Raw genomic sequence first — 24,160 nt, 5'->3', positions numbered from 1 at the left:
GTCAGCGTATTTCATAGGGGCCCGCAGCGGCAGTACCGGCTGCAACAAGGCCGGATATAGAGCTGCTGCCCATCCTGTCTGTCGTAACACACGAGAACTGTTGCAAACGGGACGCGTTCATATAGGTGACCCATGCTGATCGGTGTGCCGAAGGAGATCAAGAACCATGAATACCGCGTCGGGCTCACGCCGGCCGGCACGCGCGAGCTGACCCGCCACGGTCACCAGGTCCTGGTGCAGCGCAACGCGGGCACCGCGATCGGGCTGCACGACGACGCCTACGTGGCGGCCGGCGCGTCACTGAGCGACGACGCGGCCGACGTGTTCGCGCGGGCCGACATGATCATCAAGGTCAAGGAGCCGCAGTCCGCCGAATGCGCGATGCTGCGGCGCGGCCAGATCCTCTACACGTACCTGCATCTCGCGCCCGATCCGGAACAGGCGGCGGCGCTCGTCAAATCCGGCGCGGTATGCATCGCATACGAAACGGTGACCGGCCCCGGCGGCGGCCTGCCGCTGCTCGCGCCGATGAGCGAGGTCGCCGGGCGCATGTCGATCCAGGTCGCGGCCACGCACCTCGAAAGCCCGCGCGGCGGGCGGGGCCTGCTGATGGCAGGCGTGCCCGGCGTGCCGGCCGCGCACGTGGTCGTGCTCGGCGCGGGCGTCGTCGGCACCGGCGCGCTGCAGATAGCGGTCGGCATGGGCGCGCGGGTCACGGTGCTCGACAACAACGTCGGGCGCCTGCGGCAGCTCGACCTGATCTTCGGCAACCGGATCGGGACGGTCTGCTCGAACGCGCAGACGATCGAGGAAGCCGTGCACGACGCCGACGTCGTGATCGGCGCGGTGCTCGTGCCGGGCGCGTCGGCGCCGCGGCTCGTCACGCGCGACATGATCGCGGCGATGCGCGGCGGCGCGGTCGTGGTCGACGTCGCGATCGACCAGGGCGGCTGCTTCGAGACCTCGCACGCGACGACGCACGCGGACCCGACCTACGTGGTCGACGGCGTCGTCCACTATTGCGTCGCGAACATGCCCGGCGCGGTCGCGCGCACGTCGACGTTCGCGCTCAACAACGCGACGATCGGCCATGCGATCGCTTTGGCGGACAAGGGCTGGAAACGCGCGATGAGCGACGACGCGCACCTGCGCGCCGGCCTGAACGTGTGCGACGGACACATCACCTACGAAGCGGTCGCGCGCGCGCTCGGGCTGCCTTACGTGCCCGCCGAGGACATGCTCGCCTGACGCGCGAGCGGCCGGGCGCCTGTGATCGACGGCGGCCGGCCCCGCCGCCCCGTCACGCGGCCCGCTCGTCCATCTGCGCGACGAGCCCGGCCAGCGCGGCGGAAATCTCGACGGCCACCGGTTCCGCCATCGTCAGCGCGCGCGTGCGCTCGGGCAGCATCGCGAGCTGCCGTGCCGCATGCGCGCGGCTTGCGTCGAGCGACGGCAGCGGCAGCCGCGCGCCGTCGATCATCGCCGGCGCGAGCAGCGCGATGCCCGGCTGCGTTTCGCCGTCCAGCGCGATACAGTCGGCGGCGATCTGCCCGTCCCCGCCCAGGCGCCGGAACACCTGCTTGCGGCCCGGCCACGTCGCCTTGCCTTCGGAACGCTTGCGGCGCGGCACGCCCGCATATTCGACGAGCTTGTACGCGCAGTCGAGCGACGGCGCGTCCGCCGACGTGTTCATCCGCGTGCCGATGCCGAAGCCGTCGATCGGCGCGTCCTGCGCCAGCATGTCCCGCAGCCCGTATTCGTCGAGATTGCCGCTCACGAAGATCGTCACGTTCGCGAGGCCGCCAAGGTCGAGGATCTCGCGCACGCGCCGCGCATGCGCGACGAGCTCGCCGCTGTCGAGCCGCACGCCCTTGATCGCGATGCCTTCCGGCGCGAGCGCGCGCGCCGTTTCGACGACCGTCTGCGCGGCCCGCTCGACATCGTACGTATCGATCAGCAGCACCGCGTTGTCGGGCTGCGAGCGCGCGAAATGCGCGAACGCGCGCGCCTCGTCGCCATGCGCCTGCACATACGAATGCGCCATCGTGCCGAACGTCGGAATGCCGTATCGCACGCCCGCCAGCACCGTCGCCGTGCCTGAGAAGCCGGCAAGGTAGCTCGCGCGCGCCGACAGCAGGCCGGCCTCCGCGCCGTGCGCGCGGCGCAGGCCGAAATCGACGAGCAAATGCCCCGGCGCCGCCAGCACCGAGCGCGCGGCCTTGCTGGCCACGAGCGTCGCGTAATGCAGCAGGTTCATCACGCGGCTCTCGACGAGCTGCGCCTCGCGCAGCGGCGCGGTGATGCGCAGCAGCGGTTCGTCCGCGAAGCACACGGTGCCTTCGGGCATCGCATGCACCGTGCCCGTAAACCGCCAGCCCGCGAGCGACGCGAGGAATTCCGCGCGGAAACGGCCGGTGCGGGCGAGACAGGCGAGATCGTCGGCGGTGAAACGCACCTGCTCCAGGTAATCGAGCACGGACGCGAGCCCCGCCGCCATCAGGAAGTTGCGCTGCGGCGGCAACGCGCGCACGAAGAATTCGAAGCTCGCGACGTCGTTCATCGCGGCGTCGAAATACGCCTGCAGCATCGTCAGCTCGTACAGGTCGGTCAGCAGCACCTCGCCGCCGGAGGCTTCGCCGGGCATCACGCCCCCTTCGCGCGGGCGCGGCTGCCCGCCCCGCTGCCCGCACCGCCCATCGTGCGCGCGAGCAGCGGCCGCAGTTGCGCGAGCGTGCGCGTGTTCAGCACGTCCGGGCGCGTCAGCCAGCCGCGGCGCGCCTGGTCGACGCCCAGCCCGAGATCGTCGAGCGCGTGCGCGCTGCGCGCGTCGGAGTCGATCGACACCAGCACGCCGGCCCGCGCGGCCTCGCGGCACCAGATGTCCGCGAGGTCGAGCCGCTGCGGCTGCGCATCGAGCTCCAGGAAGCAGCCGCGCGCATGCGCATGCTCGATCACGCGCGGCAGGTCGAGGTCGCATCCGTCGTTCTCGCCGAGCACGCGGCCGGTCGGATGCGCGAGGATCGTGAAGTGCGGATGGTCCATCGCGCGCAGCACGCGCTCGGTCTGCGCGGCGCGCGGCAAGTCGAGCCCGTCGTACATCGCACCGACGACGAGATCGAGCCGGCCGAGCATATCGTCCGGTACGCCGAGGCTGCCGTCTTCGAGAATCTCAGCCTCGACGCCCTTCAGCAGCACGAAATCGTCGAACGACGCGTTCAGCCGGTCGATCTCGTCGATCTGCCGCGCGAGGCGCTCGCGATCGACCCCGCGCGCCGCGCCGGGCTGCCGCACGGGGTCGGTGATCGCCAGATACGCGAGCCCGCGTGCGCGCGCCGCCTGCGCCATCGCGCGCAGCCCGTCATGGCCGTCCGACGCGTCGGTGTGCGCATGCAGATCGCCGCGCAGGTGCTTGCGTTCAACCAGTGCGGGCAGGCGGCCGGCGCGCGATGCATCGATCTCGCCGTGATCCTCGCGCAGCTCGGGCGGTATCCAGTGCAGGCCGATCGATTCGTAGACCGATGCTTCGGTCGCGCCCGCGATCCGCTCGTCGCCGCGAAACACGCCGTATTCGTTGATCTTCAGGCCGCCCGCCTGCGCGAGGCGGCGCAGCACGATGTTGTGCGCCTTCGATCCGGTGAAGTAGACGAGCGCGGCGCCGAACGCGTCCGCGTCGACGACGCGCAGGTCGACCTGGATGCCGCTCTTCAGCACGACGCTCGAACGCGTTGCGCCGCGCGCGAGCACGCGTGCGACTTCGCCGTAGCCGACGAACGCGTCCGTTATGGCGGCCGGATCGCGCGCGGTGACGAGAATGTCGAGATCGCCGACGGTCTCGCGCCGGCGCCGGAAGCTGCCGGCCGGCACTGTGTCGCCTGCGCCCGGCACCGCGCGCAGGCACTCGAGCAGCGGCGCGAGGCATTGCTCGGCGAACGGCAGCAGGAAGCGCTGCTGCGCGTGCTGCAGGCGCGCATCGAGCGCGTCGAGCAGATGCGCTTCGGTCTTCGCGCCGAAGCCCGGCAGTTCGCGCACGCGCCCTTCCTTCGCCGCGGCCTTCAGTTGCTCGAGCGTATCGACGTGCAGCGCGTCGTGCAGCGCCTTCACGCGTTTCGCGCCGAGCCCCTGCACGTCGAGCAGCCCGACGATCGCGGCCGGCAACGCGTGGCGCAAGGTTTGCTGCAGCTCGCAGGTGCCGGTCGCCGCGATCTCGCGCAGCTTCGATGCGAGATCGACGCCGATCGACGGGATGCGGCCGAGGTCGTCGCCGTTCGCGATCATCGTCGGAATGTCGCGGCCGTAGTCGGCGATCGTGCGTGCGGCGTTGCGATAGGCGCGCACCCGAAACGGGTTGGCGCCCTGGATCTCGAGCATGTCGGCGATCTCGGCGAACACCGCCGCACACTCGGCATTGTGGATCGTCATGATCGGCGTGGCTCCCTTCCACGTGGATGGCGCCGCGCGCGATGCGCGGGTGCCTGCCCGCCCGGTGCGGTGCGTCGCGTGAACGACACGCGCCGGACGCCCGATCCCATCCTACGCCGACGGCGCCGCCCGTGCTCGCGCCTGCCCCGGCACGCCGGCATGCACAGGTCGTGCCGGAACGCGGGCGGCGGCGCCCGCCGGCCGGCGGCGTGACGATCGTCCGCGCGGCGCCCGGCACGACGCGGTCAGTATGGATCGCAGCCGTGCCGCTGCGTTGCGCAGGATCAATTCGTGCGGCGTGCGCGTGCGGCGCGCGGGATCAGGCGGTGGCGCCGACGCGTGCGAGGGATGCGTGAAAAACGATGCGCGGCGTCAGAGCGACGCACGCGGCTGGGTGCCGTAGCGCCGTTCGTGCAGTTGCTGGCAGTGCGCGCAGCGTTCGGCCGTCGGCCGCGCAAGCAGGCGTTCGTAGTCGACGGGCATATCGCAGTCCGCACAGTCGCCGTAGCTGCCGTCGCGGATCCGCTGCAACGCACGCCCGACCGCGCGCAACTCCGCGAGCTTCATGCCGATCAGCGCATGGTCGACGTCGACGAACAGATCGGCGTTCGCCTCGTCACCTTCGTCCGGCGCGGCGCCGGCCAGATCCGCATACGATTCCGATGCGCGCTGATGCTCGCTCGCACGGATCTCCGCGCGCAACGTCTGCTCGGACTCATCCAGCCGTCGATGCAGCGTCTGCAATTGCCGTTCGTCCAGCGCCATCGTCGTTCTCCTTGTGCGGGTTTTGCCGACCATGACGGCCGGCGCGACACCGGGCGCGGCGGCATCGGCACGCTGCGTGCCGTCCGTCCGGTTCAGCGCCCGCCGCGGCATGCGGCCCGACGCATTCGACGGAGCATAAACCCAACGCGCGGACGTGTGTTGATCGTCCTCGCACTCCGCGGCCTCACACGAACCGGGATTCGCTCGCAAAAACCGGGGACCGACGCGAAAACGTTTCGCACTGCCGTGCTGCACTGCGCGCGGCGAGCCGCCGCACTTCGCGGTCGGCGCCCTGCGCGAGCGGTGATGCATTGCGGGACGTGTCGACGCCGATGCGCGCCAGCACGCCGCAGCCCTGCGGCGTCAGGGCCGGATGCGGCGCTTCGCCGGGCGCGTCGGACACCAGTTCGACATACGCCTGCGCGACGAGCGCGTCGAAGTCGGCGCTGAAACAATCGACATGCTGCGGTGCGTTCGCGACCAGCAGCAGCGTGGAAAATTCGTGCGGGGTCAGCATCGTGGCGAGCTCCTCGGGACGAATGGCGCGCCGCACCTTCTGGCACGAAAGAACCGGCGCGAACCGTGCTGCGCAGTGTGACGTGAATGATTTCCGCGGGCCAGTGAGTGGTTTCCACAACCCCGCTCTGGCCGGCGATGTGCTTGTCGCGATGCGCGCCGCATCCCGCATTCGATATGACCAATGCGCGCGCTTCGCTGTCCGTATCGATGCGTCGTGGCGTGCTAACGTTTGCCGTGACGGGATGCGCCGTCGCGCCATTGACGCCGCTCCAGCTCGTCGAGGCGCTCGACCAGCGTCCGGGTCAGCGTCGCCGCCCGTCCGCCCGCATGCAGCCGCGCGCGAATCGCATCGAGTCGCGCGCGCCAGTACGCGGGACGCATCACGGCCGTCGTCGTGCGCTCACGAAAGTCGACGCGGCACAGCTCGTCGATCATCGCCGCGACATGACGCAGCTCCCGCTCGTCTTCATCGTTGCATGCCATCACCGGCTCCGGTGTCGACTCGACGGACATCCGACAGCCATGGTGCGCGCTGTGACCGGTCGCTTGCAATCATCTGACGCAGGCAAGCTTGAGATCGATCAATCTCCTGCGCAAACGTGCGCCATAGAGTGGGGGCATACCGCACGCGCGCGTTTCGTGCGTACGAGTGCGCGTGCGCTTCGCTCGACACTCGGGAGACAGCCATGGTATTCGGCGTAATCGTATGGGTCGCGCTCGCGGCCCTCTTTCCGACGATGGTCGTGCCGACGATCCAGCACGCCGTTGCCCCGTCCAGCGTGACCGTCACGCCGGATGCGCAGCCGAAGGACGCGGCCTCCGGCGCAACGCATGCCGCCGACGCGGCGGCGTCGGGCTGACGGCGGCACGCATCGCCCGCGCCGGCTGTGCCGGCCAGGCCGTCAGCAGTTGCCGGCGCACGGCGGTGCGCTCGACGCTGCGCTTCGGCCATCGACGCATCGGCGTGGCCGCCGCTGCGACGGGCCGCCGCGCGCCGCCGGCGCGCAGACGCAAGGACGAGGCCCTCATTCGCTGCCGCGCACGACGCCGAGCAGCGCCTGCGCGGACGCTTGCCAGCTGAAGCGGCCCGCGTGCGCGACGCCTTGCGCGCGCAACCGCTCGCGCAACGCTGCGTCATCCATCACGCGCGCGATCGTCGCGGCGATGTCGGCCGCGTCGTAGGCGTCGCAGAACAGTGCCGCGCCGCCGCACACCTCCGGCAGCGCACCCTCGTGCGAGACGATCACCGGGCAGCCGCTGCGCATCGCCTCGAGCGGCGGCAGCCCGAAACCTTCGTAAAGCGACGGAAAGACGAAACAGCCGGCAGCTTCGTACAGCGCCTTCAGCTCGCCGTCGGTCACATAGCCGGCCCAGGTCACGCGCGGATCGTCGGCGCGCGGCCCGCCCGCCGCTTCGCCGAAGATCTTCGCGTTCGCGCTGCCGGCGATCACGAAACGCATCGCGGGATGCGAGCGGCGCAACAGGGCGATCGCTTCGAGCGCCCGGCCGAGATTCTTGCCGGGCGCCAGCGAACCGACGAACAGCACGTAACCGTCGCGCTCGAGCCGCAGCCGCGACAGCACGCGGGGGTCCGCGTCGATCCGGTCGACGTGATCGACCGCGCCGGGCACGACCGACACGCGCGCGGGCGGCATGCGCAGCCGCGCGGCGATGCGCGCGCGCGAGAAGTGCGACACGGTGACGATGTGCCGCGCGCGGCGCTTCAGGATCGCGAACGCGAGCCGATACCAGACGCGAAACGCGAGCGAATAGCCGGCCGGCAGATCGAAGACCGCCGCGTCGTGAATCAGCAGCACCTGTTCGCGCTTCAGCAGCGGGCCGACGTTGCATAGGCTCAGCAGCGTCCTGCCGCAAGTCGCGCGCGGAAGCGTCCACTGCTCCCACAGCACGCCGCGCAAGCCCGGCGCAACCTGCCGTCGGGCTTGCGCCGGCAGCGCGGCCGGATCGTGAGCGGGCTGCACGACCACCGGCGGCGCGTCGGCGGCGCCGGCGATCCGCGCGAGCTCGGCGGTCAGTTCGTACGCGACGCGCTGCACGCCCGTCATCCGCTGCGACGCGAATTTGCCGTTGATCGCGAGCGCGCGCCCGTGCGTGGTGCGCGCGGACGCGACGACCTCCCGCGGCGCATACGCGTCGTGCGCGCCCTCCCGTTCCCGAATCGACGTTGACATGATCGTGACTGCCCCGATGGCCGCGGCGTGTCTGCACGCCGCCGGACATCCCGCCTCGAGCGGGATGCGCTTTGCTGTGCCATCAGTGTGGGCGGCGCGCGCCGCGCCGTCGGTACGTTCGATCGCACAACCGCCTTCGGCCTCGATGCGTCGCCGCGCACGCGGCGGCGTCGCGCGTCAGAACGCGTTGCGGCCGACGAAGCCGCGCACGATCGTCAGCAGGATGATCTTGATGTCGAACCAGAAGCTCCAGTTCTGCATGTAGAACAGGTCGAACTTCACGCGGGCGGCCATCGCCTCGACCTTGCGGGTTTCGCCGCGATAGCCGTTGACCTGCGCCCAGCCCGTGATGCCCGGCCGCACCCGGTAGCGATACATGTAGCCGTCGACGAGCCGCCGGTAGAAGTCGTCGTGTTCGATCGCGTGCGGGCGCGGGCCGACCACCGACATCTGCCCGAACAGCACGTTGAAGAACTGCGGGAGCTCGTCGAGCGACGTGCGCCGCAGGAACGCGCCGACGGGCGTGATGCGCGCGTCGTTGCGCGACGCCTGCCGCACGACACCCGGCTGCTGGCGGTGCACGCGCATCGTCCGGAACTTGAGGATCGAGAACTCGCGACCGTCGACGCCCTTGCGGCGCTGCCGGAACAGCACGGGCCCCGGCGACGACAGCTTGACCGCCACCGCCAGCGCCGCGAGCACCGGCAGCAGCGGGACGAGCACGGCAAGCGCGAATGCGCGGTCGAACGCGAACTTTGCCCACAGTTCCGGCGCGGAACGCGGGGTCGTCGCGAGATTGATCGCCGGCATCCCGAGCACGTCGGTCGCGGAACGATCGACGACCGCGACGTGACGCACGTCGGGCAGCAGCCGCAGTTCGACGAACTCGTCGCGCAGCTCGCGCACGATGCGCTGGATGCGCCGCTCGTGCGACATCGGCAGCGTCAGCCACACTTCGTCGATCAGGCCGGCGCGGATCCGCGCGCGCAATGCGTTCCAGTCGCCGGTCACGGGCACGCCGCCGATGCAGCGCTCCGCGCCCGCCGCGTCGGCGTCGTCGAACACGCAACGGGCACGTACGGGCTGTGCGGCGCGAGCCGCATCCGGTCCAGTGCCGCGCGGCCGTATGCGGTCGCGCCGACCAGCGCGACGCGGCGCTGCCCCGCGCGCGGCTCGCCGCGCCGCCACGCGATCGCCAGCAGCGCGGCCCTGCCGAGCAACAGGCCCGCGTCGCCCGCGAGTACCGTGCGCACGATCCAGCGCGGCGACATCGTCGCGCCGCGATTCATGATCCACGTCGCGCCCGCGATCGTCAGCACGCTTGCGCATGCGACGGCGATCACGAGCCGCGCCAGCGCGGACCGGCGGCCGTCGCCGGCGGCGCGCGCACGCGGCGTGCCGCGCGGCAGCAGCATCAGCGTCAGCACGCACGACAGCGCGATGGCGCCGCGCTGCCCATCCGCCAGGTCGCGCCACGCGAGCCCCGCCCACGCCTGCGCCGCCAGCGCGCCCGCCAGCAGCAGGGCGGCGTCGACGGCCATGACTACCGCGCGCCGCAGCCGGTGCGCGCCATTCCGTGCCGCGCGCATGGTCATGCCCCGTGCGCCGGGCTGACGCGGCTCGCCTCCGGCGTCCGCGCGCGGAATGGCGTCACGCTCGCACTCTCCTGCGCACCGAGCAGGCCGCGGTAAGCGCTGCGAATCATGTCGTAGCATTCGCAAGCGTGCCGTTCGAGCCCGTCGCGATCGAGCAGCGTGATGCGGCCGCGGCGCTGCCGGATCAGGCCGGCCTCCTGCAGGCACCCTGCCGCTTCCGTCACGCCTTCGCGCCGCACGCCGAGCATGTTGGCGATCGTCTGCTGCGTGACGGCCAGTTCGTCGCCATCGATGCGATCGTGCGCCAGCAGCAGCCAGCGGATGAGCTGCTCGCTGACCGAGTGATGCCGGTTGCACAGCGCGCTGCGCGAGATCTGCACCATCGCCGCCTGGCAATAGTTGAGCAGAAGCCGGTACGTCGCCGGCGAACGTTCGAATTCCGAGCGCATCACGCAGGACGACACGCGGTAGGCCATCCCGCCGATGCGCACCTCGAAGCGGTTCGAGATCGCGCTGCCGCCGATCAGCGCCGACAGGCCGATGAGCCCCTCGCGGCCGACCACGGCGACCTCCACCATCGCGCCGTCCTCCATCAGGTGCAGCACCGACAGCATCGCGGTCGTCGGGAAGTGCATGTAGCGGGCCGGCTCGCCGACCCGGTCGAGCAGGCCGGGTTTGACCATGACCAGTTCGAGATGCGGCGCGAGCCTGCGGATGCTGTCCTCCGGCAGCGCGTCGAGGATCGCGTTTGACCAATGGCACGATTGAAGATGAAGCATGTCTGTATCCCTGTCTGTCCGCGCTGTCCACATCGCGCGCGAAATTCGTTTTCGTCCTGCGCCTTCGCGCTTTTCCAATAAGCGATTTACGTGCCAATTCCCGCCCATCCTTAATATATGAATCACGGCGCGATTTATACGGCACAAACATTCGCATGCGGAAAACAAAAACGTCGCATTTTCGGACACTACGGCAGGAACCGGACACTGCAACGGATTCGACCGAGCATTGCCGTTGCGCGCATCGCGCGCGTCGCGAACGCCGCGCGTGCCGCCATTTCAAACACTTACATCGGCATGACGATTGTTTCCGCGACCACGCCGGCGGCAACCGCACACCGTGCCGCAACGCGCCTGGCGTTCGAAACTGTCTCAAAACTGAAGCGGCGCACGTGCCGCGGCCAATGTAGGATGGCGCACATATCGCACCTATCCGCATGATTTGATTGATAACCCACACCGGCGCCGGTCATTTGTCAGATCATCTTTAAATCATTCATCCCTGACAATTCCGACAGGAGACGCTTTGCATCCGATTGATTCCTGAACAATGGGTCGCATACAAAAATCCGCATGCATTCAATTTCATTCACGAACAAATTCCGCGAATTCCGGTGTAACCGACTCAATAATCCGATCACGGTTTAAATCGTCAAACTTTGTGAAATGACGCGCGATGCAAATGACAAAAACATTCAACGTGTTAGCGTTTTAGTCGCCATCGGCATTCGAATATCTCCATAACGCCGTGCGACGCGCGTGATGCCTCGATTCGCGACGGCCGCCGCGCCGACACGCGAGCTCAACCGTACGAGGATGCGTCGTGATACATCAGGCACATGAAGTCGCCGCGCCGGCCAGCGGCGTGATCGAGCTGTCGCCCAGCTTCGATGCGAACCGGTTCCTTGCCGCGCTCGACCGCGAGGACCGCGTCGCGCTCGCGAGCCATCTGAAGCTCGTCCACGTGAAATCGGGCCAGGTGCTCTGCGAGCCCGGCGATACGCTCCCCGCCGTCTATCTGCCGGTTACGACCGCGGTGTCGCTGCAGTACGTGTCGTCCGGCGGCATGACGCTCGAAGTAGCCGAAATCGGCAGCGAAGGCATCGTCTGCGACGAGGTGATCGGCGGCAGCGGCACGATGCCGTGCCGCGCCGTCGCCTGCCGCGACGGCTTCGCGTATCGGCTCGACCCGCACGCGTTCGCGGCCGCGTTCGACGCGTCCGCCGTGATTCGTCACCTGCTGTTCGTCTGCCTGCGGCTGTTGATCGCACAGGTGTCGCAGATCACGTTCTGCAGCCGTCATCATGTGCTCAAACATCAGTTATGCAGATGGTTCCTGCTCGCGTACGACCGCTCGCGCAGCATCGAGATCCAGGTCACGCACAGCATGCTCGCGCAGATGCTCGGCGTGCGGCGCGAGACCATCACGGACGCCGCGGGCGAGATCCAGAAGCTCGGCCTGATCCGGCAATACCGGAGTTCGATCGAGCTCGCGGATCTGCCGGGCCTCGACCGCATGGCGTGCGGCTGCCGCGGCCTCGTGCGCGACGAGATGAAGCGCATCCTGTCGGCCGACACGGGCGTGCCCGCCGCGTCGCGCAGTTGATCCGGCTCGTGACGCACCCGCGCACGCGCGCGGAGCGGTCAACCGATTGTAGGGTGACGAACAGAACGCGGCGGCGGCGAATGGTCTACTGAAGCCGGACTGCCGGGGCGATGGCGGCGCGGCGCGCCGCGTCGGTCCCGTGCGGAGGACACCACGCACGCCGGAGCCGCACGTGAAACACGAAATCAGGGAAATACTCAAGCAGGTTGCCCACCTCGAGGCCGCCGTCGATACGATCGGCGACGCCGACGACCTGTACGACGCGGGCCTTTCCTCGCTCGACACGATCCAGCTGATGCTCGCGCTCGAAAGGCAGTTCGACGTCGAGATTCCCGACGAGATGCTCAACCGCCAGCTGTTCCGCAGTATCGACACGCTCGCCGACGCCATCGCGACGCTCCGGCGCGCCGCGCATTCGGCATGAACGGTCTGCTTCCGGAAGTCGCGACCGGCGACGGCGCGCGCGGGCTCGACGAGGCCGCGCGCGCCGTCGCGCAGGTCGCCGCGCAGCACGCGGACGCAGTCGACCGCGACGCGCGCTGCCCGGTCGAAGCGATCGAGGCGATGCGCGCGCGGCGCCTGCTGGGCGCGCTGGTGCCCGTCCGGCTCGGCGGCGCGGGCGCGTCGCTGGCAGACGTCGCGTCCGCCTGCGCGATCCTCGGCCAGGGCTGCGCATCGGCGGCGATGGTGTTCGCGATGCATCAGATCCAGGTCGCATGCATCGTCGATCATGCGCTCGACGACGTCTGGCACAAGCTGTTCCTGCAGCAGCTCGCGCGGCATCAGTGGCTGCTCGCGTCCGCGACGTCGGAGGACGGCGTCGGCGGCAACCTGCGCGCGAGCCAGTGCGCGCTCGAGACCGACGGCGACGGGTTCCGGCTGCTGAAGCACGCGCCGACGATCTCCTACGGCGAGTACGCGGACGGGATTCTCGCGACCGCGCGGCGCGACGCGCACGCGGCGCCGTCCGATCAGGTGCTCGTCACGCTGCTGCGCGACGGCTATACGCTGACGCGCAGCAGCGACTGGGACACGCTCGGCATGCGCGGCACCTGCAGCAGCGGCTTCGCGCTCGACGCGCGCGGCGCGGCCGTGCAATGCCTGTCCGCGCCGTTCTCGCGAATCGCCGAACAGACGATGGTGCCGGTATCGCACATCCTGTGGGCGTCGGTCTGGATCGGCGTCGCGCAGGACGCGTTCAATCGCGCACACCAGTTCTTCCGCGCGCAGATGCGCAGGACCGACGGCGCGCCGTCCCCCGCGTCGCGGCGCATCGCCGAAGCGCTCGAGCAGATGCAGGCGATGCAGGCCCGCGTCGACCGCGTGCTGCGCCTGCATGCGCTCGCGTGCACGCGCTCGTGGTCCGACGGCATGGCGTGGGCCGCCGAGATCAATACGCTGAAAACCTACGTGTCGACGACGGCGCTCGACGTCGCGCACCAGGCGCTGATGATTTGCGGCATGGCCGGCTACAAGCACGGCACGCCGTTCAGCGTCGGCCGGCACATCCGTGACCTGCACGCGGCGCCGCTGATGATCAGCAACGACCGCATCGCCGCCAATACCTCGAGCCTGCTGCTCGCGCTGCGTCCCGCGACGCTGGAGAAACTTCCGTGAACGATCGCCTTTCCTCCCTGCCCCCCGCCTCGGCCGCGCCCGCCGGCGCGCCGCTCGACCGCGCCGGCGCCAATCCGCTGCGCGACGCGCTGATCGACGCCGGGCTGCTGGTCTCCACCGGCGTGCAGGGCCTGTTCGGCCGCAGCGAGCGCTTCGAGCGCGTCGTCGAGGCGCTCGATGCGCTCGTCACGCGCGTCGGCGCCGACCAGCAGGCGGAGGTGCTGCGCTTCCCGCCGGCGATGAGCCGGCTCGAATTCGAGCGCAGCGAGTACATGAAAAGCTTCCCGCAGCTCGCGGGCACCGTTCATGCATTCTGCGGCGGCGAACACGAGCAGCAGCGCGTGCTGCAGTGCCTCGATCGCGGCGAGGACTGGAGCGGCTGCCAGAAGCCGACCTACGTCGTGATGACGCCGGCCGCGTGCTATCCCGTCTACCCCGTCGTGGCGCGCGCGGGCGCGCTGCCCGGGGACGGGCGGCTCATCGACGTGTTCTCGTACTGCTTCCGCCACGAGCCGTCGCTCGATCCGACCCGCATGCAGTTGTTCCGGATGCGCGAGTTCGTGCGGATCGGCACGCCCGAGCAGATCGTCGCGTTCCGCCGGACCTGGATGGAGCGCGGCGTGCGGATGATCGACGCGCTGCGCCTGCCCAACGCGATCGATCTCGCCAACGACCCGTTCTTCGGGCGCGGCGGCAAGATCGTCGCGCACAGCCAGCGCGAGCAGAACCTGAAGTTCGAGCTGCTGGTGCCGATCGAGCACGACGGCCGGCAGACGGCCTGCCTGAGCTTCAATTACCACATGGATCATTTCGGCGAGCTGTGGGGCATCCGCACCGCGACGGGCGACGTCGCGCACACGGGCTGCGTCGGCTTCGGGCTCGAGCGGCTGACGCTCGCGCTGTTCCGCCATCACGGCTTCGACCTCGACGCGTGGCCGCACGACGTGCGCGACGTGCTGTGGGGCGCGCGATGACGCTCGTCTCTCACGACGGCGGCGACGCGTCGTTCGACGACGTGCGCCATCGCGCGCGACACTACCGGGCGCATCCGCTGCACGGGCAGGAGATGGTGTGGAAGCAGACCAACTGCTACGTCGACATGTGGCTCGAGGTGCTGCGCTGGTGGGGTTTCAATCCGTACGCGGCGCTGCCGTTCACGCTCGCGCTCGATTTCGAGGGCGACCAGTTCACGTTCTTCAAGTTTCCGCATGACGAGCTGGAGCGGCTCTACGGCATCGTCGTGCAGGAACATTCGATCTACGAGCCGCTCGACCGCCATATCGAAACGCAGGTCGCGCGCGGCCACCTGATGATCGTCGAAGTGGACGCGTGGTTCCTGCCCGACACGCACGGCATCAGCTACCGCGCCCAGCATACGAAGACGACCATCGGCATCGACGCGATCGATCGCGGGCACCGGCAGCTCGGCTATTTTCACAACAGCGGCTATTACGTGGCCGACGGCCTCGATTACGACGGGCTCGTCGGCCACGGCTCGGCGATGGCGCTGCCGCCCTACGTCGAGTGCGCGAAGCGGCGTTTCGCACCGCTGGCGGAGCGCGCGCTCTGCGAAGCGTCGCTCGACGCGCTGCAACGCCAGCTGCGCCGCGTGCCGGCCGTCAATCCGATCGCCGCGTTCCGCCGTCAGCTCCGGATCGACGCGCGCACGCTCGCCGACGCGCCGCTCGAGCGCTTCCACGCGTACTCGTTCAATTCGGTGCGGCAGCTCGGCGCGAATTTCGAGCTGTTCGGCCACTATGCGCGCTGGCTGCAGGCCAGTGGCTGCACCGGCCCGTTCGCCGACCTCCGCGCGGCCTGCGAGCGCATCGCGAACGAGGCCATGGTGCTCGAATTCCGGCTCGCGCGCGCATGCTCGCGCGGCAAGGAGGAGCGCGGCGACAGCTCGCTCGAAGCGATCGAGGCGGCGTACCGCGACCTGGTCGACTGCGCGCGCCGGATCGCGCCGCCGCGTCACGCCGCCGCGCCGGTGCGCGACGACACGGTTCGCGTGACGCCGATCGCCCGGTGAGTCGCGCGACGGACACCACCGCGTGGTCGCTGCGGGCGACGCCGGCCGGCGCCGCCCGCACACCGGCCGACCTCGGCGCGGCCGGCGACTGGATCGCGGCGCCGGTGCCCGGCACGGTCGCACAGGCGCTCGCGCAGGCAGGCCGACTCGACACGGCGGGCGCGCTCGCCGAGCGCGACTACTGGTATCGCACCACGCTGCACGGACACGGGCCGCGCGTGCTGCGCTTCCACGGCCTCGCGACCGTCGCCGAGGCCTGGCTCGACGAGACGCCGCTCCTGCGCTCGGACAGCATGTTCGTCTCGCATGACGTGGCCGTCGCGCTCGACGGCTCGCACCGGCTGACGCTCTGCTTCCGCGCGCTGGGCCCGCATCTGCGTGACCTGCGGGCGCCGCAGCGCGCACGCTGGCGCACGCGGCTCGCCGAGCCGGCCGCGCTGCGCGCCGTGCGGACCTCGCTGTTCGGCCACATGCCGGGCTGGTTTCCGCCCCACCCGCCGATCGGCCCGTGGCGGCCGGTCGACGTGCTGGACCCGGCCGCCGGCCCCGTGATCGCCCGCTGCGACCTGTTTGCCAGCGTCGACGGCGAGACAGGCCGGCTCGACGCGGAGCTGGCGTTCTCGTCGCCATTGCCCGACGCGCTCGTCGCGCGCCTGTCGTGCGGCGAACACCACGCAACGCTCGAACGCGCCGGCGCCGACCGGCTGCGCGCGAGCGTGACGCTGCCGCGCGTGCGCCGCTGGTGGCCGCACACGCACGGCGAGCCGGCGCTGTACGACATCGCGCTGCATCTGGACGGCGCGCGGCGCGCGCTCGGCGCGACCGGCTTTCGCACGATCGAGCCGGAACCGGGCGACGACGGGCTCGGTTTCGGGCTGCGCGTCAACGGCGTGCCGGTCTTCGCGCGCGGCGCCTGCTGGAGCAGCGCCGCGCCGCTCGCGCTTCACGCGGACGACGCGACCTACCGGCACCTGCTCGAACAGGCGCGCGACGCCGGCTTCAACATGATCCGCGTCGGCGGCACGATGACCTACGAGGCCGATGCGTTCCATGCGTGGTGCGACCGGCTCGGCCTGCTGGTCTGGCAGGACTTCATGTTCGCGAACTTCGACTACGCGCTGGCCGCGCCGTCGTTCGACGACGCGGTCCGGCGCGAGGCCGAACAGTTCCTGACACGCCGGCGCGCGTCCCCGTCGCTCGCGGTGCTGTGCGGCGGCAGCGAGATCGCGCAGCAGGCCGCCATGTCGGGCCTCGCGCCGAAGCAGCGGTTCGTGGCGCTGACCGCCGAGCAGTTGGCGAGCCACGCGGCGGCGCTGCGCCCCGACGTGCCATACCTGCCCGACACGCCCGACGGCGGCGTCCTGCCGTTTGCGCCGCGCGAACGCGTGTCGCATTACTACGGCGTCGGCGCCTACCTGCGCCCGCTCGACGACGCGCGCCGCGCCGACGTGCGCTTCGCCAGCGAATGCCTCGCGTTCGCCAACCTGCCGTGCGACGCGGCGCTCGACGAACTCGGCCGGCCCGGCACGCATGAGCCGCGCTGGAAGCTGGGCGTGCCGCGCGACCCCGGCGCGTCATGGGATTTCGACGACGTCCGCGATCACTATCTGCATGCGCTGTACGCCGTCGAGCCCGGCCGGCTGCGACGCGAGAACCCGGCGCGCTATGTCGAGCTGTCGCGCGCGGTGCTTGCCGACGTGATGCGCGACACCTTCTCCGAATGGCGGCGCGCGGGCTCGCGCTGCGCGGGCGCCCTCGTCTGGCAGTTCCAGGACGTGCGGCCCGGCGCGGGATGGGGCATCGTCGATGCAGCGCACCGGCCGAAATCGGTCTGGCATGCGCTGCGCCAGGTGCTGCAGCCGGTGCAGATCCTGCTGGTCGACGAAGGCCTGAACGGGCTCGACGTGCACGTGATCAACGAGCGCCCGGCGCCGCTGTCGGCCGCCGTCGAGCTGATCGCGCTGCGCGACGGCCGCACGCCGGTCGCGCGGGCCGGCCGCGCGATCCGCGTGGCCGCGCACGATGCGCTCCGGCTCGGGTCGGCCGACCTGCTCGACCGCTTCTTCGACTGGACCTATGCGTACCGGTTCGGCCCCTGCGAGCACGACGCCGTCGTCGCGACCTTGCGCGGCGACGACGGCGCGATCCTGTCTCAGGCGTTCCATTTTCCGTCCCGCACCCACCCCGCCGTGTTCGCGCGCCGCGACCTCGGGCTCGAAGCCTGCGTGTCGCGCACGGACGGCGCCTGGGCCGTCGACATCGCGACCCGCCATCTCGCGCGGCACGTGCAGATCCTCGCGCCGGGCTTCGTGCCGCGCGACGACTGGTTTCACGTCGCGCCCGGCATGCCGGCGCGCGTCGCGCTCGCGCCGCTCGATGCCGCGCAGCGCGACGCCGATGCGCACATGCCGCCGCCGGTCGAGATCCGCGCCGTCAATTCCGGCCCGACCATCCGCGCGAAGCCGGCCGCGTGACGCGGCGGCACGCATGCGCCGCCGGGCCGTTCAGTCCGACGATCCGGTACGGCGCGGCCGCTCGATCCCGTACGCCTCCATCCAGCGATAGAGCGTCGCGCGCGACACGCCGAGTTCGCGCGCCGACACGGCGATGCGCCCGCGCGTGCGCAGCAGCGCGAGTTCGATCGCCTCGCGCTCGATTGTCTTGCGGATGTCGGCGACGGACGGCGACGCCGCGTCGAGACAGTATTCGAGTTCGAGATCGCGCGCGGTGATCAGCCGCCCTTCGGTCATCACCACTGCACGGCGCACGCGATTGATCAGCTCGCGGACGTTGCCGGGCCAGTCGTGCTTGTAGAGCGCGGTGATCGCATCCGTCGAGAACCCGCGCACGCGATGGCGCGCATCGCCCCTGAAGCGCTCGAGCATGTGGTGCGCGAGCAGTTCGATGTCCTTGCCGCGCGAGCGCAGCGGCGGCTGGTCGATGCGCATCACGCAGAGCCGGTGGAACAGGTCGGCGCGAAAGCGCCCCTCCTCCATCGCATCGCGCAGATCGACGTGCGTCGCCGACACGATCCGCACATCGACCGGCACCGGATCGCTGCCGCCGAGCCGGTGAATCGCGCGCGCCTGCACGAAGCGCAGCAGGCTCGCCTGGCTGTCGTGCGGCAGGTCGCCGATTTCGTCGAGCAGCAGCGTGCCGCCGTTCGCGGCCTCCACGTAGCCGATCTTGCGGGCGTGCGCGCCGGTAAACGCGCCGCGCTCGTAGCCGAACAGCTCCGACTGCAGCAGATCGGGCGGAATCGCGCCGCAGTTGACCGCGACGAACGGGCCGTTGCGCCGCTCGGAGTGACGATGGATCGCGAGCGCGGTCAGTTCCTTGCCGGTGCCGGTCTCGCCGAACACGAACACCGGCGCGTCCGTGCCCGCGAAGCGCCGCACCGTGTCGAACAGCCGGAGCATCGCGCTGCAGGTGCCGACGATGCCGTGCTCGGACACGTCGGGACGTTCCTGGTCGTGCATGAACAGGCACTCCATCCCGTACGCGTGGCCGACCGTTTCGGCGATCCGCTGATGCGACGCCGGCAGCGTGATGTAGTCGAAACAGTAGTCGCGCAGCAGCGCGCGCACAGTCGGCGACGCGGTCTGCCCCGCGTCGACCAGCGCGACCCAGACGACGTCGCGCATCGACGCGCACGTCGACGCAATCGCGCCGATCGCGTCCGCGTGGCCGCCGCTGAGATCGAGAATGCCGCACGTGATTTCATCGGTGCGCTCGCGCAGCAGTTCGCTCGCGTGCGCGACGACCGTGACTTTCCAGTCGCGCCGCGCAAGCTCCTTGCGCAGGATCACCGAAGGCGCCTGCGTCCAGTAAATCAGCGGACGCTGCCCGGCAGACCTTCCCCCGCCGCCGCCCTTGTCGCGCGTTATTGGCCTATTCATGACGAACCATCGCTTTCTCTACTCCGTGAACCTGCTTCGCGCTACGCCGGCGGCATGGGGGCCGCACGCGCCACGGTTCCGGAGTACGAGCCGGCTGTCGTCCGGTCCCGCTGTCATCGGCCCCGGCGGAACGCATCCGCCCCGGGCCACCCCGTCCTGCCTGTCATGCGGCACGCCGTCGGCACGGACACGCCATCGAAGCCGGCCGCCGTCCGCTCGCGCATTGCTGCGTGCAACGACTGCGCGGGCCACCCGAGCCGGATGACGGTCGGCCGGATAAGCCAGCGCGGCCACCTCATTTCGTTCTTTTACAAATTTACACGCCGTTTCCAGATCGGTTGTTACCAAACGATAAACATCGAATCTTTCGGTTACGTGCGGCCTGATCGGGAAGCGCGTGCTTTAGCAATGCAGCATTGATTATCCACGACCGATCACGTCGATCGGTGGCCAATACTACATTCACGCACAGTCAGCCACGCGGATTACCCGCAATTCAATGTGGAGTACGGAGAAAAATGAGGCAACCGTTCCGTTCTTTTCATAATGCCGGTCGGCTCGTCGGATACGCGCATCGGCCGCCGCCGCACCGTCGGTTACATTGCGGCGCAGCGCCGGCGCCGGCGCCGAATCGGCGTCTCGTGGAACTTCAGACGCGCAGCCGCGCCGCGTCGTCGTGACGCGCCGGCGCCGCGGGCAGATCGTCCGGTTGCGCCGCGCCGCCGGCCACCGCGTCGACGGCGCCGGCCATCTCTTCCTGCAACGCAGCATAGCCGTTCAGCACGAAGCGCGTGAACTCGGCGCGAAAGCGCTCCGCGCCGAAGCGCTCGGCATTCTCGCGGCAGGCGTGCGCGGCAAATGTGCCGCGCGGCAACGCGTCGAAGCGGGCGAGCGCATCGACGAGCGCGTCGGCCGTCTGCGCCCGATAGAACAGCCCCGTGGGCCGCGCGCACGGCCATGCGCGCACCGACTCGCGCACGCCGCCCTTGCCGTACGCGATCACCGGCGTGCCGCAGGCCTGCGCCTCGACCGGCGCAATGCCGAAATCCTCTTCGGCCGCGAACACGAACGCGCAGGCGCGCTGCAGATGATCGTGCAGGACTTCGAACGGCTGATAGCCGAGCAGCGTGACGTTCGGGCCGGCCAGCGCGCGGATCTTCGCCCTCTCCGGGCCGTCGCCGATCACGACCAGCCGGCGCCACGGCGTGCGCGAAAACGCTTCGACGATCAGGTCGATCCGCTTGTACGGCACCAGCCGCGACGCGGTCAGGAAGAACGCCTCCTTGTCGGCGCGCAGCGTCAGGCGGTCGACGTCGACGGGCGGATGGATCACGGTCGCGTCGCGCCGGTAGGTCTTGCGGATGCGGCGCGCGATGAAGCGGGAATTCGCGGCCACGCAATCGACGCCGTTCGCGGAGCGCGCGTCCCAGTTGCGGATGTAATGCAGCAGCACGCGCGCCAGCGCCGATTTGGGCCCGCGCGCCAGCCCGGCTTCGTTCAGGTACTGATGCTGCAGGTCCCACGCATAGCGCACCGGCGAATGCACGTAGCTCGCGTGAAGCTGGTCGGGCCCGCACAGCACGCCCTTCGCGACCGCATACGAGCTCGACAGCACGATGTCGTAGGCGGACAGGTCGAACTGCTCGATCGCCAGCGGAAACAGCGGCAGATAGCTCCGATAGCGCGTGCGCGCGAACGGCAGCTTCTGGATGAACGACGTGCGCACCGGGCGGCCGCGCAGGCATGTGCGGTCTTCGAGGAAGTCGACGAGGCTATGGACGTCCGCCTGCGGAAAGCAGTCGATCATGTGCGCGAGCACGTGCTCGGCGCCGCCCGGCGCCACCAGCCAGTCGTGAACGATCGCGATCTTCAAGTGCCGCTCCCTGTTTCCTTGCGTGTATGCGGACGGCGCAACCGGCCGGCCGCCAGAATGTCCGCATTATCGGCACGCCGCAGGCCGGCCGGTGTGTGCTATCGCACATTGCGCCGCTCTCGCGCGATGCGGCGGCCGCCGCACGAAACCGGGCGTAAGTGCGCTTACGAACAGATCGCGTCGATACGGGCCCGTATCGTGATCCTCGCGATCCTGCCGGCGGCGAATGCCCCGAGCGGCATTGCATGTTCCGGGCATCAGACGAGGAAGCACCATGGAATGGCATTGTTGTGAATTCGGAGAACTGAGCGGTGTCGATCTCTACGCGATCCTGCGCGCGCGCAACGCCGTGCTGGTCGTCGAGGACGCGCACACGCATCTCGACATCGACGGCAAGGACGCGAGCGCGCTGCACGTCTATGCGCTCACGCGCGACGGCGACGCGGCGCAGGTCGCCGCGTATGCGCGCCTGCTGCCGGCCGACGACATCGACCCCGACGTGACGATCGACAAGGTGCTGACGAGCGAAGCGCGGCGCGACGACGACACGCTCGAACGGCTGATCGAACGCGCGCTTTCGGCGGCCCGCGTCGCATGGCCGCGCATCGCGGTGCGCACGCACGTGGCGGCGCACCGGCAGGCGTTCTACAAGCGCTTCGGCTTTCGCAAGGCTTATGGCCCCTATCTCGAACACGGCGCGCCGTTCATCGGCATGGTGCGGCCTGTCGACCGCGCGGCCAGCGCGTTCCAGCACCTGCTGTCGCGCGTGGCCGAGGCACCGCGGATGCGCGGCGGCGACGCGCGCGACGACGGCCGCGCGCGCAACCGGCTGCCGGCCGATACCGGAGCCGAGCGATGAACCGCATCCTGCGCCCGGTTCCCCAACCCGACATGCCGTGCATCCTGCCCGTGATTCTTGCGGGCGGCTCGGGCACGCGGCTGTGGCCGCTGTCCCGCGAGCAATATCCGAAACAGCTGATCGATCTCGTGTCGGACGAATCGCCGCTGTCGTCGACCGCACGACGCCTGAACGGAATCGCGAGCGCGTCGCTCGGCGACCGGCTGCTGCTCGTGTGCGGCGAATCGCATCGCTTCATGAGCGCCACGCAGGTCGTCGGCCGCGCGGCGCCCGCACGCATCCTGATCGAGCCGGCCGCCCGCAACACCGCGCCCGCGCTCACGCTCGCCGCGCTGGACGCGTGCGCGCTCGCGGACGATCCGGTGCTCGTCGTGATGCCGGCCGACCACGTGATCGGCGACGTCGGCGCGTTCCAGGACGCGGTCGGCCGCGCCGCGCGCTATGCGCAGGACGGCGCGATCGTCACGCTGGGCGTGCTGCCGCGCCGCGCGGAAACCGGCTACGGCTACATCCAGGTCGGCGCGCCGCATGCGGGCCGTCACGGCGGCCAGGGCGGCTACGCGATCAACCGTTTCGTCGAGAAGCCGGACGCCGCGCTCGCGGAGCGCTACCTGCATTCGGGCGACTACTGGTGGAACAGCGGGATCTTCGTCACCCGAGCGTCGATCTGGCTGAAGGCCATTCGCACGCTCGCGCCGCAGATTCACGCCGCCTGCGAGGCGGCCTGGCGCGCGGGCGTCGCCGACGAGCCGTACTTCAGGATCGACGCGGCCGCGTTCGACGCGTGTCCATCCGATTCGATCGACTACGCGGTAATGGAGCGCCTCGCCACGCACGACGCGCTCGGCATCGACGGCATCGTGGTGCCGCTCACGGCGGGCTGGTCGGACGTCGGCACATGGGACGCGATCTGGGAAATCATGCCGAAGGACGGCGACGGCAACGTCGCGCGCGGCCCGATCCTGTTCGAGGATACGCAGGACAGCCTGGTGCGCTCCGAAGGGCGGCTGGTGGCCTGCGTCGGGATGCGGGACGTCGTCGTCATCGAGACGCCCGACGCGGTGCTGGTCGCGAACAAGCATGACGTGCAGCGCGTGAAGCACATCGTCGCCCGCCTCAAGACGGCCCGGCAACCGCAGGTGCGCGAACACCGCAAGGTGCGGCGGCCGTGGGGGCACTACGATTCGATCGACCTCGGCGAGCGCTTCCAGGTGAAGCGGATCGTCGTCGATCCGGGCAAGCGGCTGTCGCTGCAGATGCACTATCACCGCGCGGAACACTGGATCGTCGTGCGCGGCACCGCGAAGGTGACGCGCGGCGGCGACACGTTCCTGCTCAGCGAGAACGAGTCGACGTATATCGCGGTAGGCGAGGTGCACCGGCTCGAGAATCCCGGGCGGATTCCGCTCGAGATCATCGAGGTGCAGTCGGGCGACTATCTCGGCGAGGACGACATCGTGCGCTTCGACGACCAGTACGGGCGGGCGGTCGCCTCGGAGGAAACGGCAACGGCGGCGGCCGCAGCGCAGCCGCGTGAGACGCCGGCGGTCAGCGACGCCGGTTAGCGGAACGGTGCCGCGCCGGCGCCACGCTCATTCGATCGGCCGTCCGTGGCCGCGGCGCCGTGCCTGCCGAAGCCATTCGCGCACATGCGGCATCAGGCGCGCGTCGGCGCCGCCGCTCGCGGCCTCGGCGGCCTGCGACGCTGCGTCCGCCGACGGCGGCAGCGCGGCGCCGTCCAGCGTGTTCGCGGCCCCGACGATCACCTCGCCGGCCGCGCAGCCGCGCGACTCGCCGGCGATCGGCGCACCGCCGATCGCGTCGAGCCGATTGCCCGACATTCGAATCCCGCACACGTTGCCCAGCATGCGAACGCCCGCGAAGCCGGCTGCTGGATGTCCGAAATCGCGTTGCCCGTCACGCGCACGTTGGTCGTGTCATGGGTCCGGTAGCTGTCCTCCTGCGCGACGAGGATGCCCGCACCCGTCTGCACGCCGCGCACGATGTT

General features: G+C 70.1%; 20 protein-coding genes and 1 pseudogene. 10 read left to right on the top strand and 11 right to left on the bottom strand.

The features are described from left to right. Positions 1-132: 132 nt before the first annotated feature. Positions 133-1,248 carry an alanine dehydrogenase gene (gene ald, locus HWY45_RS35750; RefSeq protein WP_059882959.1) on the top strand — a complete coding sequence of 372 codons (1,116 nt, stop codon included), beginning with the start codon at positions 133-135 and terminating at the stop codon, positions 1,246-1,248. 52 nt (positions 1,249-1,300) lie between these two features. Here ald and HWY45_RS35745 read toward each other — a convergent pair whose 3' ends face one another. The 5 genes from HWY45_RS35745 to HWY45_RS35725 all read right to left on the bottom strand — a co-directional run bounded on the left by HWY45_RS35745 (position 1,301) and on the right by HWY45_RS35725 (position 6,186). After that, positions 1,301-2,644: a nicotinate phosphoribosyltransferase gene (locus HWY45_RS35745; protein WP_059882961.1), complete on the bottom strand. Its 1,344-nt coding sequence runs from the start codon at positions 2,642-2,644 to the stop codon at positions 1,301-1,303. Continuing rightward, entirely contained in the window at positions 2,644-4,419 is a 1,776-nt protein-coding gene (gene polX / locus HWY45_RS35740; RefSeq protein ID WP_059882963.1) for a DNA polymerase/3'-5' exonuclease PolX, read from the bottom strand. The genes HWY45_RS35745 and polX overlap by 1 nt, the downstream gene beginning before the upstream one ends. A gap of 372 nt (positions 4,420-4,791) precedes the next feature. Next, complete coding sequence (locus HWY45_RS35735) at positions 4,792-5,184, bottom strand: TraR/DksA family transcriptional regulator (protein WP_059561669.1); 393 nt, start codon at positions 5,182-5,184, stop codon at positions 4,792-4,794. Positions 5,185-5,368: 184 nt separating this feature from the next. After that, on the bottom strand, positions 5,369-5,701 hold the full coding sequence (locus tag HWY45_RS35730) for a hypothetical protein (RefSeq protein WP_059561674.1): 333 nt from the start codon (positions 5,699-5,701) through the stop codon (positions 5,369-5,371). Between the two features lie 224 nt (positions 5,702-5,925). Beyond that, positions 5,926-6,186: a hypothetical protein gene (locus tag HWY45_RS35725; protein ID WP_059808844.1), complete on the bottom strand. Its 261-nt coding sequence runs from the start codon at positions 6,184-6,186 to the stop codon at positions 5,926-5,928. Positions 6,187-6,389: 203 nt separating this feature from the next. Here HWY45_RS35725 and HWY45_RS35720 point away from each other — a divergent pair, with 203 nt between their 5' ends. Next, positions 6,390-6,563 (top strand): hypothetical protein, encoded by a 174-nt coding sequence (locus tag HWY45_RS35720; RefSeq protein WP_170304067.1) that lies wholly within the window; start codon positions 6,390-6,392, stop codon positions 6,561-6,563. Positions 6,564-6,728: 165 nt separating this feature from the next. Here HWY45_RS35720 and HWY45_RS35715 read toward each other — a convergent pair whose 3' ends face one another. From HWY45_RS35715 to HWY45_RS35705, 3 genes and pseudogenes are all read right to left on the bottom strand, one after another. Beyond that, positions 6,729-7,895, bottom strand: coding sequence for a glycosyltransferase family 4 protein (locus HWY45_RS35715; protein ID WP_059882965.1), 1,167 nt, complete (start codon positions 7,893-7,895; stop codon positions 6,729-6,731). Between the two features lie 177 nt (positions 7,896-8,072). Next, positions 8,073-9,490: pseudogene (locus HWY45_RS35710) on the bottom strand (undecaprenyl-phosphate glucose phosphotransferase). Beyond that, the gene (locus HWY45_RS35705) at positions 9,487-10,269 is read right to left on the bottom strand and encodes a Crp/Fnr family transcriptional regulator (protein ID WP_059882966.1); all 783 of its coding nucleotides are present in this window, start codon (positions 10,267-10,269) and stop codon (positions 9,487-9,489) included. The pseudogene HWY45_RS35710 and the gene HWY45_RS35705 overlap by 4 nt, the downstream one beginning before the upstream one ends. A gap of 823 nt (positions 10,270-11,092) precedes the next feature. Between HWY45_RS35705 and HWY45_RS35700 the strand changes: the two genes are divergently transcribed. The 6 genes from HWY45_RS35700 (at position 11,093) to HWY45_RS35675 (ending at position 17,995) form a co-directional block, all read left to right on the top strand. Beyond that, complete coding sequence (locus HWY45_RS35700) at positions 11,093-11,875, top strand: Crp/Fnr family transcriptional regulator (RefSeq protein ID WP_059808016.1); 783 nt, start codon at positions 11,093-11,095, stop codon at positions 11,873-11,875. A 172-nt stretch (positions 11,876-12,047) separates the two neighbouring features. Further along, positions 12,048-12,299, top strand: a complete 252-nt coding sequence (locus HWY45_RS35695; RefSeq protein ID WP_059808019.1) for an acyl carrier protein — start codon at positions 12,048-12,050, stop codon at positions 12,297-12,299. Then, the gene (locus HWY45_RS35690; RefSeq protein ID WP_059882968.1) at positions 12,296-13,492 is read left to right on the top strand and encodes an acyl-CoA dehydrogenase family protein; all 1,197 of its coding nucleotides are present in this window, start codon (positions 12,296-12,298) and stop codon (positions 13,490-13,492) included. Before HWY45_RS35695 ends, HWY45_RS35690 begins: the two co-directional genes overlap by 4 nt. Further along, positions 13,489-14,466, top strand: coding sequence for an amino acid--[acyl-carrier-protein] ligase (locus HWY45_RS35685; RefSeq protein WP_059882970.1), 978 nt, complete (start codon positions 13,489-13,491; stop codon positions 14,464-14,466). Before HWY45_RS35690 ends, HWY45_RS35685 begins: the two co-directional genes overlap by 4 nt. Continuing rightward, positions 14,463-15,521, top strand: a complete 1,059-nt coding sequence (locus HWY45_RS35680; RefSeq protein WP_059883120.1) for a DUF1839 family protein — start codon at positions 14,463-14,465, stop codon at positions 15,519-15,521. The genes HWY45_RS35685 and HWY45_RS35680 overlap by 4 nt, the downstream gene beginning before the upstream one ends. Before the next feature lie 29 nt (positions 15,522-15,550). Beyond that, positions 15,551-17,995 carry a glycoside hydrolase family 2 protein gene (locus HWY45_RS35675; protein ID WP_414143487.1) on the top strand — a complete coding sequence of 815 codons (2,445 nt, stop codon included), beginning with the start codon at positions 15,551-15,553 and terminating at the stop codon, positions 17,993-17,995. 30 nt (positions 17,996-18,025) lie between these two features. Here HWY45_RS35675 and HWY45_RS35670 read toward each other — a convergent pair whose 3' ends face one another. Both HWY45_RS35670 and HWY45_RS35665 read right to left on the bottom strand, forming a co-directional pair. Next, entirely contained in the window at positions 18,026-19,420 is a 1,395-nt protein-coding gene (locus tag HWY45_RS35670) for a sigma-54 dependent transcriptional regulator (RefSeq protein WP_059808030.1), read from the bottom strand. A gap of 649 nt (positions 19,421-20,069) precedes the next feature. Further along, positions 20,070-21,293 carry a glycosyltransferase family 4 protein gene (locus tag HWY45_RS35665; protein WP_059882975.1) on the bottom strand — a complete coding sequence of 408 codons (1,224 nt, stop codon included), beginning with the start codon at positions 21,291-21,293 and terminating at the stop codon, positions 20,070-20,072. A 274-nt stretch (positions 21,294-21,567) separates the two neighbouring features. On the opposite strand from HWY45_RS35665, the gene HWY45_RS35660 reads away from it, so the two are divergent. After that, a complete protein-coding gene (locus tag HWY45_RS35660; protein WP_059808041.1) occupies positions 21,568-22,152 on the top strand; it encodes a GNAT family protein in 585 nt (194 codons plus the stop codon). Continuing rightward, positions 22,149-23,717 carry a mannose-1-phosphate guanylyltransferase/mannose-6-phosphate isomerase gene (locus HWY45_RS35655; RefSeq protein WP_059882977.1) on the top strand — a complete coding sequence of 523 codons (1,569 nt, stop codon included), beginning with the start codon at positions 22,149-22,151 and terminating at the stop codon, positions 23,715-23,717. The genes HWY45_RS35660 and HWY45_RS35655 overlap by 4 nt, the downstream gene beginning before the upstream one ends. Positions 23,718-23,744: 27 nt before the next feature. Here the strand turns inward: HWY45_RS35655 and HWY45_RS35650 are convergent, their stop codons facing one another. Next, on the bottom strand, positions 23,745-24,020 hold the full coding sequence (locus HWY45_RS35650) for a hypothetical protein (RefSeq protein ID WP_176118456.1): 276 nt from the start codon (positions 24,018-24,020) through the stop codon (positions 23,745-23,747). Positions 24,021-24,160 lie beyond the last annotated feature (140 nt).

The sequence above is a fragment of the Burkholderia stagnalis genome, from assembly GCF_902830275.1.
GTDB lineage: Bacteria > Pseudomonadota > Gammaproteobacteria > Burkholderiales > Burkholderiaceae > Burkholderia > Burkholderia stagnalis.
Note: the sequence above shows the minus strand (reverse complement) of the source record. Positions and strands in the feature narration are given on the sequence as shown.